Raw genomic sequence first — 13,788 nt, 5'->3', positions numbered from 1 at the left:
TTCATGGGCTTGATTCAGTCCCTGTCGCGAGCCAGCAGCGGTTTGAGATAGAAACCGGTGTGAGACTGCTTCATCTCGGAGACTTCTTCCGGCGTACCGACGGCAATGATCTGCCCGCCTTTGGAACCACCTTCCGGCCCCAGATCCACCAACCAGTCAGCGGTCTTGATCACGTCCAGGTTGTGCTCGATCACCACCACGGTGTTGCCGTGGTCGCGCAGTCGATGCAGCACGTCGAGCAGTTGCTGGATATCCGCGAAGTGCAAACCAGTGGTTGGCTCATCGAGGATGTACAGCGTCTTGCCGGTATCGCGCTTGGACAGCTCGCGGGACAGCTTCACCCGCTGCGCTTCACCACCAGACAGGGTGGTCGCCGATTGCCCCAGCTTGATGTACGACAGGCCGACATCCATCAACGTCTGAAGCTTGCGTGCCAGTGCCGGCACCGCGTCGAAGAACACCCGGGCTTCCTCGATGGTCATCTCGAGGGTTTCGTGGATGCTCTTGCCCTTGTACTTGATCTCCAGCGTTTCGCGGTTGTAGCGCTTGCTCTTGCAGACGTCGCACGGAACATAGATGTCCGGCAGGAAGTGCATTTCAACCTTGATCAGGCCATCGCCCTGGCAGGCCTCGCAGCGTCCGCCCTTCACGTTGAAGGAGAAACGCCCCGGCCCGTAACCGCGGGAACGGGATTCCGGCACGCCGGCGAACAGTTCGCGAATCGGCGTGAACAGCCCGGTGTACGTCGCCGGGTTGGAGCGTGGCGTACGGCCGATCGGGCTCTGGTCAATGTCGACGACCTTGTCCAGGTGTTCCAGCCCTTTGATGCTGTCGTGAGCCGCAGCCTCAAGCGTTGTCGCACCGTTGAGTGCCGTAGCGCTCAAGGGAAACAGTGTGTTGTTGATCAGCGTCGACTTGCCCGAACCGGACACGCCGGTTACGCAGGTCAGCAGGCCAATCGGAATCTCCAGATCGACGTTGCGCAAGTTGTTGCCGCGAGCGCCCTTGAGGGACAGCGACAACTTCTTGTTACGCGGTGTGCGTTTGGCTGGAACGGCAATCTTCACCCGACCCGACAAGTACTTGCCGGTCAGCGAGTCAGGGTGAGCCATAACTTCCGCTGGCGTACCTTCGGCGACGATATGCCCCCCGTGCACGCCGGCACCCGGGCCGATATCCACGACATAGTCAGCCAGGCGAATGGCATCTTCATCGTGTTCGACCACGATCACCGTGTTGCCGATGTCGCGCAGGTGCTTGAGCGTGCCGAGCAAACGGTCGTTGTCGCGTTGGTGCAGACCAATCGACGGTTCATCGAGGATGTATAGAACGCCCACCAGGCCGGCACCAATCTGACTGGCCAGACGAATCCGCTGCGCCTCGCCACCGGACAACGTGTCGGCACTGCGATCCAGCGACAGATAGTCGAGGCCGACGTTGACCAGGAACTGCAGGCGCTCGCGGATTTCCTTGAGGATCTTGTCGGCAATTTCACCACGACGCCCGGTCAGCTTCAGCACACCGAAGTATTCGCACGCATCGCCGATCGGCAGATTGGTCACCGCCGGCAGTGTCTTCTCGCCGACCCAGACATGCCGCGCCTCGCGACGCAGGCGGGTGCCACGGCAATCCGGGCAATGCTGGGTGCTGAGGAACTTGGCCAGCTCTTCACGCACCGAAGCCGATTCGGTTTCGCGGTAGCGACGTTCCAGGTTTGGCACGATGCCTTCGAACGGGTGCGAACGTTTGACGATGTCGCCACGGTCATTCAGGTATTTGAAATCGACGTTCTGGGAGCCGCTGCCGTGCAGGATGAATTTCTGCTGTTCGGCCGGCAGTTCGTTGAACGGTACTTCGAGGCTGAACTTGTAGTGCGCCGCCAGCGACCCGAGCATCTGGAAGTAATAGACGTTACGCCTGTCCCAGCCGCGAATCGCACCTTCGGCCAGAGTCAGTTCGCCATTGACCAGTCGCTTGATGTCGAAGAATTGCTTCACGCCCAGACCATCGCACGTCGGGCAGGCGCCGGCCGGGTTGTTGAAGGAGAACAGCTTGGGTTCCAGCTCGCTGATCGCGTGACCGCAGATCGGGCAGGCGAAGCGCGCTGAGAAGATCATCTCTTCGCCGGGTTCGTCGTCCATCGGTGCGACCAGGGCAATGCCGTCCGCCAGTTTCAGCGCGGTCTCGAAGGATTCGGCCAGACGCTGTTGCAGATCGGCGCGAACCTTGAAGCGGTCGACGATGACGTCAATCGAATGCTTCTTCTGCTTGTCCAGCTTCGGCAGTTCGTCCAGTTCGCAGATCCTGCCGTTGACCCGGGCCCTGACAAAGCCCTGGGCGCGCAGTTCTTCGAAGACCGAAAGGTGTTCGCCTTTGCGCTCGCGGATCACCGGCGCCAGCAGCATCAGTTTGCTGCCCTCCGGTTGGGCGAGGACCAGGTCGACCATCTGGCTGACGGTCTGCGCTTCCAGCGGAATGTCGTGATCCGGGCAGCGCGGAATACCGACGCGAGCGTAGAGCAGGCGCAGATAGTCGTAGATTTCGGTGATGGTGCCGACCGTCGAACGCGGGTTGTGCGAGGTCGACTTCTGCTCAATGGAAATGGCTGGCGACAAACCTTCAATGGTGTCGACGTCAGGCTTTTCCATCATCGACAAAAACTGCCGGGCATAGGCCGACAGCGACTCGACATAGCGGCGCTGGCCTTCGGCGTACAGCGTGTCGAACGCCAGGGACGATTTGCCGGATCCGGACAAGCCGGTGATGACGATCAGTTTGTCCCGTGGCAGGGTCAGGTCGATGTTCTTCAGGTTGTGGGTTCGGGCCCCACGAATCAGGATCTTGTCCAAAGTGGCCTCGCTCGGCGGGCGTCGAAAACGTAGGAGTATACGGCCAAATACTGGATGGATGCACACTATCAAACGAGTGGTTTACTGTCGTACATGAAGAGTCTGTCAGCGGAACGCGTCAAAGCGTCGCGATATACCCTGTCAATCGATGGGACTGGTAGAATCGCCGCCGGTTCACATGAGGTTTTTCCATGCACGATCCCCACAGCGAACGCATGAGTGGCAGTGAGACCCGCGCAGCAAGCGGTCTGGCCCTCGTGTTCGCGTTCCGTATGCTTGGCATGTTCATGGTGTTGCCGGTACTGGCGACCTATGGGATGGATCTGGCAGGAGCGACCCCGGCCCTCATCGGGCTGGCGATTGGCGCTTACGGCCTGACCCAGGCGATATTTCAGATTCCGTTCGGCTTCATTTCCGACCGCATCGGGCGCCGCCCGGTGATTTACCTGGGGCTGATCGTGTTCGCCCTCGGCAGTGTGCTGGCGGCCAACGCCGATTCGATCTGGGGCGTTATCGCCGGACGAATCCTGCAAGGCGCCGGGGCGATTTCCGCAGCAGTGATGGCGTTGCTGTCAGACCTGACCCGCGAACAGCATCGGACCAAAGCCATGGCCATGATCGGCATGACGATTGGTCTGTCGTTCGCGGTCGCCATGGTGGTAGGGCCTTTGCTGACTCGTGCCTTTGGGCTGTCCGGGTTGTTCCTCGCCACCGGTGGCATGGCGCTGGTGGGTATCGTGATCGTGATGTTCATGGTGCCGCGCTCCACCGGGCCGTTGCAGCACCGTGAATCCGGCGTCGCGCGCCAGGCACTGATGCCGACGCTCAAGCACCCGGACCTGCTGCGTCTGGACCTGGGTATTTTTGTGTTGCACGCGATGTTGATGTCGAGCTTCGTTGCATTGCCGCTGGCCCTGGTCGAAAAAGCCGGGCTGCCCAAAGAGCAGCACTGGTGGGTCTACCTGACCGCGCTGCTGATTTCCTTCTTCGCCATGATCCCGTTCATTATCTACGGCGAAAAGAAACGCAAAATGAAACGAGTTTTATTGGGCGCAGTGCTGACGCTGATGCTCACTGAGCTATTCTTCTGGCAGTTCGGCGATAGCTTGCGGGCTCTGGTGATCGGGACGGTGGTGTTCTTTACCGCGTTCAACTTGCTGGAAGCTTCGTTGCCATCGCTGATCAGCAAGGTTTCACCGGCGGGCGGCAAGGGCACGGCGATGGGGGTTTATTCCACCAGTCAGTTCCTCGGATCGGCACTGGGCGGGATCCTCGGCGGCTGGATGTTCCAGCATGGCGGTCTGTCGGTTGTCTTCCTCGGATGCGCCGGCCTGGCTGCCCTCTGGCTGGCCTTTGCTGTTACCATGCGCGAACCACCTTATGTCACGAGCCTGCGCTTGCCGTTGTCGCCCGAGGCGATCCGCGAAGCGGGTCTGGTTGAGCGCCTGAAGGCCGTCGTAGGGGTAACAGATGCGGTAATCGTTGCTGATGAAGCAGCGATTTACATCAAATTGGACACAGAACTATTGGATCGCACTACCCTCGAGCGCCTGGTGAACAACCCGCCCGAGGCAGCGTGCGTAGCCTAGGAGAACGTTATGGCCCGTGGGGTTAACAAAGTCATATTGGTCGGCACTTGCGGCCAGGATCCCGAAGTTCGCTACTTGCCTAACGGTAACGCCGTGACCAACCTGAGTCTGGCGACCAGCGAACAGTGGACCGACAAGCAGACCGGTCAGAAGGTCGAGAAGACCGAATGGCACCGTGTGTCGATGTTCGGCAAAGTGGCGGAAATCGCCGGCGAATACCTGCGTAAAGGTTCGCAGGTCTACATCGAAGGCAAGCTGCAGACCCGCGAGTGGGAAAAAGACGGTATCAAGCGTTACACCACTGAAATCGTGGTCGACATGCAAGGCACCATGCAACTGCTGGGCGGCCGTCCACAGCAGGGCGACCAACAAGGCGGGGGCAACAACTATCAGCAGTCCGCTCCGGCTCCACGCCAGCAGCAGGCGCCGCGTCCGCAGCAGTCGGCACCGCAACAGTCGCGTCCGGCTCCACAGCAGGCCGCTCCTCAGCCGGCTCCGGATTTCGACAGCTTTGATGACGATATCCCGTTCTAGGATATGGCTTAGGCCTTTGTAAGGTTTAGCCTCGAAACCCCCGATCGGTCCTCTGGACTGGTCGGGGGTTTTCTTTTGCACATTAATTTGTAGGAGCCAGCTTGCTGGCGATGGCGTCCATCCAGTCAATAAACAGGTTGACTGAACCTCCGCCATCGCCGGCAAGCCGGCTCCTACAGGTTTGTGGTTAACGGGATGACGTGGTGACAGCGGCCCGCGCCGTGTGCAGTTTTTTGTAGCTGTCGATCAGGCGCAGATGCCTGTCGAGCCCCTCCAGTTTCATGCTGGTCGGCGTCAAGCCATGGAAGCGCACGGTCCCGTCCACCGAGCCGATTGCTGCATCCGTCCGCTCGCTGCCAAACATCCGACGGAAATTGGCCTCGTAGTCTTCCAGTTCCAGGTCTTCGTCCAGTTTCATCTCCAGCACCACATTGACAGCCTGGTAGAACAAGCCGCGCTCAACCGTGTTGTCGTTGTACTGCAGGAACATTTCCACCGCCTCTTTCGCCTCTTCAAATTGTTGCAGGGCGAGATAAATCAGCAGCTTCAACTCCAGGATCGTCAACTGGCCCCAAGCGGTATTGTCGTCAAATTCGATGCCGATCAAGCTGGTGATGTCGGTGTAGTCGTCCAGCTCACTTTCCACCAGGCGCTCGACCAGCGCTCGCAGCTCTTCTTCGTCCAGGCGATGCAGGTTCAGGATGTCTTCGCGGAAGAACAGCGCTTTGTTGGTGTTATCCCAGATCAGATCGTCTACCGGATAAATTTCCGAATAGTCCGGCACCAGAATGCGGCAGGCCGTCGCGCCGATATGCTCGTAGACCGCCATGTACACTTCCTTGCCCATGCCTTCGAGAATGCCGAACAAGGTCGCGGCTTCCTCGGTATTCGAGTTTTCACCCTGGCCGGAGAAGTCCCACTCCACGAATTCGTAATCCGACTTCGAACTGAAGAAGCGCCACGACACAACGCCGCTCGAGTCGATGAAGTGCTCGACGAAGTTGTTCGGCTCGGTCACCGCATGACCTTCAAACGTCGGCTGGGGCAGGTCGTTGAGACCTTCGAAGCTGCGGCCTTGGAGCAATTCGGTGAGGCTGCGTTCCAATGCCACTTCAAGGCTTGGGTGCGCGCCGAACGAGGCGAACACACCGCCGGTACGCGGGTTCATCAACGTAACGCACATCACCGGGAATTCACCGCCCAGGGACGCATCCTTCACCAACACCGGGAAACCCTGTTCTTCCAGCGCCTGAATGCCGGCGAGGATCCCTGGGTACTTTGCCAGCACGTGGGCCGGCACATCCGGCAGTGCAAATTCACCTTCGATGATTTCGCGTTTTACCGCGCGCTCGAAGATCTCCGACAGGCACTGCACCTGCGCTTCGGCCAGCGTGTTGCCGGCACTCATGCCGTTGCTCAGATACAGGTTTTCAATCAGGTTGGACGGGAAATACACCACCTCGCCGTCCGACTGGCGCACGTACGGCAGCGAGCAGATACCGCGCTCTTCATTGCCCGAGTTGGTGTCGATCAGATGGGAACCGCGCAACTCGCCGTCGCGGTTGTAAATCTTCAGGCAGTACTCGTCGAGAATCTCGGTCGGCAGCGCGTCTTTGCGGCCAGGCTTGAACCAGCGCTCGTCCGGATAATGCACAAATTCCGCGTTGGCGATGTCTTCGCCCCAGAACTGGTCGTTGTAGAAGAAGTTGCAGTTGAGCCGCTCGATAAACTCGCCCAACGCCGACGCCAGTGCGCTTTCCTTGGTCGCACCCTTGCCGTTGGTGAAGCACATCGGCGAGTGCGCATCGCGGATATGCAGCGACCACACATTGGGCACGATATTGCGCCACGAGGCGATTTCAATCTTCATGCCCAGGTCCGCCAGAATGGCCGACATGTTGGCGATGGTTTGTTCCAGCGGCAGATCCTTACCCGCAATGTAAGTGCTCGCCTCTGAACTGGAAGCAGGCATCAACAGCGCCTGGGCATCGGCGTCGAGGTTTTCCACTTCTTCGATCACAAACTCAGGCCCGGCCTGCACCACTTTTTTCACGGTGCAACGGTCAATGGAGCGCAGGATGCCCTGGCGGTCCTTGTCGGAGATGTCCGCGGGCAACTCGACCTGGATCTTGAAAATCTGGTTGTAGCGGTTTTCCGGGTCAACAATGTTGTTCTGCGACAGGCGGATGTTATCCGTGGGGATATTGCGTGTGCTGCAGTACAACTTCACGAAATACGCCGCACACAACGCCGACGAAGCCAGGAAGTAGTCGAACGGACCGGGTGCCGAGCCATCGCCCTTGTAGCGGATTGGTTGGTCGGCCACCACCGTGAAGTCGTCGAACTTGGCTTCAAGCCGAAGGTTGTCGAGAAAGTTGACCTTGATTTCCATGGGGGGGTACCAGAATAACGGGCTAGACGATTTGGCCGCCATTATCCGGCTTTTCAGCGGTAAGTCTTGTGGTTGTCGGGTCCCTGATCGGGTTTACACCTGTTTCACCCCGACGCCCGATGCATGGCAACGGGCTTTTTCACTGACGGTAAATGTTCAGTCGAGTATCAGGTGCGGCAAGAATCGGCTGGAATCCTTGGTAATCAGGCTGTTGTCCTCGCGCACACCGATGCCCGCGGCTTGATCGCCGATCACCCAGGAGCCGATCAACGTGTAGCTATCGCCAAACTTCGGCAGCGGCGCGAACTCCTGAAGGATAAACGGCGCATCCGTGTAGGGCCCATCCTCTTTCACGATCAGACCGTCCGTTGTTTGCAGCTCGATGTTGGCGCCTTCCCGCGAGAAGAATGGCTTGCGCACCCAACCCTTGGGCACCGCTTTGTTCGGGGCGGTATCCAGGTGGGCGGCGAGCAGGTTCGGATGGCCTTTGTTGAATTCCCACAGCAGCGGCAGGATGCCTTTGTTGGAGATGATGGATTTCCAGGCCGGTTCGAAAAACTGCGTATCGCTCTGGGCAATCGCTGCACCAAAGGGCTCGTGGAAGATGAACTCCCAGGCGTGCAGTTTGAACAGGTGAGGAATCCAGCGATCTTCAAGATCGACGAAACGTCCGTCACTGGTGAGGCCAATGTCTTCGATGTCGATGTGACGGGATTCGATGCCGACTTTTTCCGCAACCAGCCGCAGGTAATCGGTGGTGCCCTTGTCCTCGACCGAGTCTTTCATCGAGGCGAAATAGAAGGGCTGCGTGATCTGCAGTTGAGCAAAGGCCTGATGCAGCTTGGTGTCGATGCTGTTGAACTGGTCGGCGTTCTTGGGCAACAAACCACGCTCAATGCACTGCTCCAGCCAGCCCCACTGGAACGCCGCCGCTTCGTAGAGGCTGGTCGGCGTGTCGTAGTTGAGCTCCAGCAGCTTGGCCGGGCCGTTGCCGTTGTAGGAAAAGTCCATGCGCCCGTACAGATGCGGATGACCTTCGAGCCATGACGTACGAACCAGGTCGTAGAACGGTGCCGGAATGCTCAGGCGTTCCAGCAACTCCTCGCTCTGCACCACGCGAGCCACCAGGTCCATGCACATCTCATGGATCTCGGTGGTCGGGTCTTCGAGATCGTTCTCGATCTGTTTGAGCGTGAACTGGTAGTACGCGCTCTCGTCCCAATAGGGTTCGTCGTCGATGGTGTGGAACAGAAAGCCGAGGTTTTCGGCGGTCTGTTTCCAGTCATGACGCTCTGCGCAGAGGATTTTCTTCATGGCCCTGTTTCCTTAACTGCTCGACCCGCCGCCACCCCAGCCGCTGCGCGCACTGGCTTTGCTGCCGAAGCCGCCACGGGAAGTGGACGAGGCAACGGACACCGGTTTGCTGGCGGAACGAATCGAGTCGGCGTAGTTGCTGCTGCCGTATCGCGCCTGATTGGATTTGGTAAAGGTCGAACCTTTCGAAATCCGCTGGCCGAGTGTCGAAGACGAATAGCTGCCACGGTCGTCGCGGTAGCGGTACACCGGCTCGGAATAGTAGCTGTTGCGGTTGTTGCTCAGCATGTTGCCGATCAGCAGGCCGGTCAGCAGGCTGGTGCCGGAGAATCCCGAACCGCCACTGTTCGCTTCCGAGGCAGGCAATTGCGCTTTGGCGGCATCCACCTGGGATTGCGTCACCTCGCCATTGGCGGTCAGTTCGAAGCCGCCGAGTTTGGGGATGAACTTGCCTGCGGAATCTTGCTGGCACCAGTCGGCGACGAAGTCGGCTTCGCAATCGGCCTGGTTGTCGTACACCGGTGCAATGCGTCGATGTTCGGCCATGGCGGTCATGAAGGCGTCCGAGCAGACGTCCACCGGAAGTTTTTCATCGGCGCATTGCTGCACGGACTGGAAGTTGTACTTTTTCTGCACCGAGTAGGTTTTTTCCGTCGGCCCGCAGCCCGAAATCGCCATCGCGACCGAGGCTGCCAGCGACAGCTGAACGTACTTGCTTCGTTTCATCGGGAGCTCCGTGCGCGATCAGTTCGAGGAAGGGGTCATGCAGGCGGCGTTCAACATGCCGACGCTGATGGCCACGGCTGCCACGTAGATGCCGGCGGCGATTTCACCTTTCTTGATGCGCTCGGAGGTGCCCTTGAGCACCAGGCTGGTCATCAGGAACGCCAACAATTGCACGAACGCGGCGATGACTGCCCAGACCACGAAGTCGAGGAGGCTGACCGAGTAGGCGATCACGTTGCTGGCCGGAATCGCGAAACCGATGACCGCACCGCCCAGGGCGATTGCAGCCGCGACGTTGCCCGAACGGATCAGCTCGAATTCCTTGTGCGGGGTGATGCGGGTGTAGATGAACTGGAACAGCGCGAACAGCACGGCGGCGCCGAGGATGTACGCAACAAACCCGAGCACGGCGGCTTTGTTCAGGGAGACGGAGAGCGCTTCTAGCATGGGGTTTCTTCCTTTTTAAAAAGTGTTCAAGTCGGTGGTGTACAGCGAAATGCCCAGCGAAGTGCTCAAGCTGATCGTACCTTCGGCGTCTTCTTCGACAGAAAACAGCAGGAATTCACGGCGGTCGGTCAGGCCGGTTTCGCGGGCGTACAGCATCGAACGGTGCTCGACGCTGTAGGACTCATCCGGGTTTTTCAGCTGTTCGCTCAACGCCACCAGTTCAGTCTGGCCATTCTCGGTGCCCCATTCGCGGGTGTATTCGACGCCGTTGTGGGTGTAGGTCGGCAGCCCGATCAGGCTGTTCGGGCCGGCCAGACGGCGCAGCTCCGCTTCGCTGCTGATGGTGATGTAACTGAGGTAGTTGAACAGGATCACCGACTCGACCTGGCCGGCGATGTCGCCGGTGGTGTGCACTTGCAGCCAGTAGTCTTCGTCGTTCATGTAGTAGCGCGACAGCCAGGTCGACTGCCCGAGGTCAATGGTGCCGTTGCTCCAGATCTGCTGCGAGCCGGGGATGGCCACGGCGGTTTTTTCGTCGAGCAACAATTGCAGCGTGCTGTCGAACATCACGCCTTTGCCCAGCGCCAGACCCAGCGGGCCGGCGGCCGGTTGGGTTTCGCTGGCGGTCCATTTCGATTCTGAATTCGCGTTCGGGGCCTCAAGCCCCAACAACTGTTTAAACCATCCCATTGGAGATTTCCTTGAGGCGAGTGGAGGCGATGTAGAAGAGCTCGCCGCCCTCGACGCGTGTGGCGCCAGGCGGGTTGATCGATGGTTGTCGGGCGCCCTTGGCGCGGTAGCCGATGAGGGTGGCGTTGTGACGTTCTTTCATCTGCGTGTACAGATCGCCGAAGGTCGCGTTAAACGTATCGGGCAGTTTCATCAGGTATTGGGTCGCGCCCTGGCCCACGCACAGCAATTCGTTGATGACCACGGACGAGCCGGGGTCCTGAGACGCGCGCACAAGCATCTCGATGGCCATGCTTGATGTGCATTCCAGGCTAGGGGCGTAGGCGCTGGCGAGCGAGGCGATTTCACTGTCATTGAAGTGGGCGACCACATGCCCGACAGGCTTCAGTTGATTGACCGCCAGCACGGTGGCCAGGGTCAGGTCGTCTGAATGGGTTCGCACCAGAACGCGTTCGGCACCGGGAACGCCGGCGCGCAGTAGCAGCGCCACCGAGGACAGGCTTTCGCCCTTGATGAAGGACGCCTGGCCAGGCATGGGGTTTTCTTCAAGGGTGCAATCGCAAATGACGATCAGGTTGTCGTTGGAGGTTTCATCCTGAAGCAACAACTCAACGACCCGTTCGCTGGATGCACCTTCCCAGCCGATGAGCACCGTATGCCCGACATTGCCGGTGTAGTCACCTTTGCCCTTCATGCTTTTTCTCCATACATCGATAACGCTGCTGGTGGTTTTGCCGATGGCTGCCGTCAGCAGCGCAATGCCGCCGAGCATGACCCAGGTGGCCACGAAAATGCGCCCCGCCGATGTCTGTGGCGCGAGATCGCCATAGCCTACGGTAAGCGTGGTGGTGAGATAGAAGTAGGTAAACGTGGCGGGGGCGGTGAGGTGCTGTTCGCCCAGCAACACCAGGCCCAGATACGCCGTGGTCAGGTGCACGGCCAAGGCGATGACCAGTCCCGCCCAACCGAATCGGTGGAAGAGGGACGAGGCATACATGCGCAATAAAAGGAAAATCGACATTTCGTCCCTGACTCCGTGGGTACTCATTCCTGGCGACGTTATCGCCTCGGCGTCTGAATGCTCAAGTGCGGTTAACCGGCGGCATTAAACCTGCTGCGCGGCGCAGAGAAAAGTACCTTGGCTGCAATAAATCCGGCGAGCGCCCCAAAGAGATGTCCTTCGAAGGACACACCCTGACGCGGAAGGAAGCCAAAGACCAGGCCGCCATAGAGCAACGCCACGACGCTGGCCGTGATCAGGTTGCCCCAGCTGCGGTGAAACCAGGCGCGGGACAGGAGGTAGGCCCACAGCCCGAATACCCAGCCGCTGGCGCCAATGTGCACGCCGGAAAACCCGAACAGCCAGACCAGCGCGCCGCCCAGCAGAATGATGATCGCGCTGACGGCCAGGAACCGGTTGAGCCCGTCGACAATGACCAGGGTGCCCAGAATCAGGAAGGGAATCAGGTTGGCGCTGAGGTGCGCAAAGGACGCGTGCAAAAAAGGCGAGGTGATGATGCCGACCAGTCCGTGGGCTGTTCTCGGCACCAGGCCGAATGCCACAAGGCTGTAGCCGGTCGCGACGTTGAGCAGTTGCAGCGCCACCATGAAAATGGCGAGGCTGGCGATTGTCTTGAAACCCTTCAGGGCATCCATCCTTGACCTCGATTCAACGAAAAACTGAAACGCATATCCAATGTGGGAGCGAGCCTGCTCGCGAAGAGGGAGTGTCAGTCAACATTAATGTCGCCTGACAAACCGTAATCGCTAGCAGGCTAGCTCCCACAGGTTATGCATCTGCGACTGAGTGGGTTACTCAGCCGATTTCTGCTTCAGGCGCTCCAGGATCGCGTTGGCGCTGCCCTCGTCCGGCGTGATGCCGGCTTCGCGCAGTTTGCGCTCCAGGTCGGTGCCGGTCGATGCATCGGCCAGTTGGTCCTGGGCTTCCAGTTCAGCGGCGCGTTGCTGCTGCTTGGCTTGCAAGCGGTTCAGCGTGCCGACTGCGGTTTCCAGTTTGCCGTTGGCGCCGCCGCTGGCGATGGATGCGCTGACCTGGGCTTTCTGCACGCTTTCACGGGCCTTGGCCATGTCCACTTGCTGGCGCAGGCTCTTGATGCGGCTTTCAGCCTTGGTGATGTCTTTGCGCATGTTGTCCGCATAACCGCCGAATTCGGTGGCCTGCTTCTGCTCGACATCCAGCTCGTTGGTCAGGGTCGAAATGGCTTCGGCCACTTCCAGTGCCAGGTCTTCGCGGTTGGCCTGAATGGCGGCCAGCGCCTTGGATTCCAGGTCCTTGATCTTGGCGTTGTACTCGCTGACGCGATCAGCGGACAGTTTGTGCTTGGCCATGATGGTGACCAGCTCACGCTTGGCGTTGGCCAGCGCGCTGTCGGCATCGCGAATTTCCTGGTCGAGGATGCGCAGGGCCTGTTGGTCGACGATCGATTCGCCGACTTCATTGGCACCGCCACGCAGTGCGGTGAACAATTTGCTCCAGATGGACTGAGTCATTGGATTTTCCCTGATTCCCGAATAATTAATTGAAAAAACGTTCGAAGGCTTCGCTGGCGCGCTGCACGTTGTCGACGAGGGTTTTGACCTCGGTCACGACGTTGGTCAGGCTCGAGTCGGAGCTGAGCGCGCCAAACATGTTGTAAACGACCTGCCCGTTAGGCATGGACTCGATGCCGATCGACGACAGCGGGAACATTTCCCGGCTGCGCAGCACGGCATCATTGAAGGCCGGCACGTCCTTGATCGACTCGACGTCGACCAGCACGGTATCGACGATGATCTGGTCGCCCACTACCGCGATGTAAATCGGCAAGCCACCGAAGTCGTTCATTTCCAGCTTGATGCTGGATTCGGAGCCTTGGACGAGGGAGAGGGTGATGTCGTTCGAGACCACTTCGTCCAGGGCTTGAAGGGCGCTGTAGAGGCGATCGATGTTCCAGTTGTTACCTGCGCTCATGTAATTCTCCGACATGAATGAGCCAGCCAGGATCGGTTGGCGTAGCTGTTTCTCCATCTGCTTGAGCAGGCTTCGGTTTTCGGGAAGCACCCAAGTCTCGTGTTTTACATAACCGGCGGCACCCAGGCCCGCGCGCATCTGCTTCATGTAGAAGCTCGACGGTTTTTTCGCGGACGGTTTCGAGCGCTCTCCCTTGCGGCTTGCTGAATCGTTCACAGACCCGGAAGGCGGATCTGATGGAGAGCTGCTGTTCATGGTGCTGACCTCGTTGTGAAA

Annotated in this window: 12 protein-coding genes; 2 read left to right on the top strand and 10 right to left on the bottom strand. The window is 59.2% G+C overall.

Annotated features, from left to right (window positions below):
* Nucleotides 1-14 precede the first annotated feature (14 nt).
* Nucleotides 15-2,849 carry an excinuclease ABC subunit UvrA gene (uvrA, locus tag J4E42_RS26140; RefSeq protein WP_008041305.1) on the bottom strand — a complete coding sequence of 945 codons (2,835 nt, stop codon included), beginning with the start codon at nucleotides 2,847-2,849 and terminating at the stop codon, nucleotides 15-17.
* Between the two features lie 191 nt (nucleotides 2,850-3,040).
* Here uvrA and J4E42_RS26135 point away from each other — a divergent pair, with 191 nt between their 5' ends.
* Entirely contained in the window at nucleotides 3,041-4,438 is a 1,398-nt protein-coding gene (locus tag J4E42_RS26135; RefSeq protein WP_008030907.1) for an MFS transporter, read from the top strand.
* 9 nt (nucleotides 4,439-4,447) lie between these two features.
* The gene (locus tag J4E42_RS26130; RefSeq protein WP_008041307.1) at nucleotides 4,448-4,972 is read left to right on the top strand and encodes a single-stranded DNA-binding protein; all 525 of its coding nucleotides are present in this window, start codon (nucleotides 4,448-4,450) and stop codon (nucleotides 4,970-4,972) included.
* 187 nt (nucleotides 4,973-5,159) lie between these two features.
* Here J4E42_RS26130 and J4E42_RS26125 read toward each other — a convergent pair whose 3' ends face one another.
* From J4E42_RS26125 to J4E42_RS26085, 9 genes are all read right to left on the bottom strand, one after another.
* The gene (locus J4E42_RS26125) at nucleotides 5,160-7,364 is read right to left on the bottom strand and encodes an OsmC domain/YcaO domain-containing protein (RefSeq protein WP_207286520.1); all 2,205 of its coding nucleotides are present in this window, start codon (nucleotides 7,362-7,364) and stop codon (nucleotides 5,160-5,162) included.
* A gap of 156 nt (nucleotides 7,365-7,520) precedes the next feature.
* The gene (locus J4E42_RS26120) at nucleotides 7,521-8,678 is read right to left on the bottom strand and encodes a glutathionylspermidine synthase family protein (RefSeq protein ID WP_207286519.1); all 1,158 of its coding nucleotides are present in this window, start codon (nucleotides 8,676-8,678) and stop codon (nucleotides 7,521-7,523) included.
* A 12-nt stretch (nucleotides 8,679-8,690) separates the two neighbouring features.
* Entirely contained in the window at nucleotides 8,691-9,404 is a 714-nt protein-coding gene (locus J4E42_RS26115; RefSeq protein ID WP_008041314.1) for a DUF1190 domain-containing protein, read from the bottom strand.
* 18 nt (nucleotides 9,405-9,422) lie between these two features.
* On the bottom strand, nucleotides 9,423-9,851 hold the full coding sequence (locus J4E42_RS26110; RefSeq protein WP_008030949.1) for a DUF350 domain-containing protein: 429 nt from the start codon (nucleotides 9,849-9,851) through the stop codon (nucleotides 9,423-9,425).
* A 15-nt stretch (nucleotides 9,852-9,866) separates the two neighbouring features.
* Nucleotides 9,867-10,541 (bottom strand): DUF2491 family protein, encoded by a 675-nt coding sequence (locus J4E42_RS26105; RefSeq protein WP_192228086.1) that lies wholly within the window; start codon nucleotides 10,539-10,541, stop codon nucleotides 9,867-9,869.
* The gene (locus tag J4E42_RS26100; RefSeq protein WP_008041318.1) at nucleotides 10,528-11,562 is read right to left on the bottom strand and encodes an ion channel; all 1,035 of its coding nucleotides are present in this window, start codon (nucleotides 11,560-11,562) and stop codon (nucleotides 10,528-10,530) included. The genes J4E42_RS26105 and J4E42_RS26100 overlap by 14 nt, the downstream gene beginning before the upstream one ends.
* Nucleotides 11,563-11,633: 71 nt before the next feature.
* Nucleotides 11,634-12,197, bottom strand: coding sequence for a rhomboid family intramembrane serine protease (locus J4E42_RS26095; RefSeq protein WP_008041319.1), 564 nt, complete (start codon nucleotides 12,195-12,197; stop codon nucleotides 11,634-11,636).
* A 156-nt stretch (nucleotides 12,198-12,353) separates the two neighbouring features.
* Entirely contained in the window at nucleotides 12,354-13,052 is a 699-nt protein-coding gene (locus J4E42_RS26090) for a PspA/IM30 family protein (RefSeq protein WP_207286518.1), read from the bottom strand.
* 25 nt (nucleotides 13,053-13,077) lie between these two features.
* Nucleotides 13,078-13,659, bottom strand: a complete 582-nt coding sequence (locus J4E42_RS26085) for a YjfI family protein (RefSeq protein ID WP_085988408.1) — start codon at nucleotides 13,657-13,659, stop codon at nucleotides 13,078-13,080.
* Between the last annotated feature and the right edge of the window lie 129 nt (nucleotides 13,660-13,788).

It is taken from the genome of Pseudomonas sp. FW300-N2A2 (assembly GCF_017351735.1).
Lineage (GTDB): Bacteria > Pseudomonadota > Gammaproteobacteria > Pseudomonadales > Pseudomonadaceae > Aquipseudomonas > Aquipseudomonas migulae.
The sequence above is the reverse complement of the archived record's forward strand: the minus strand, read 5'-3'. Positions and strand labels throughout refer to the sequence as shown.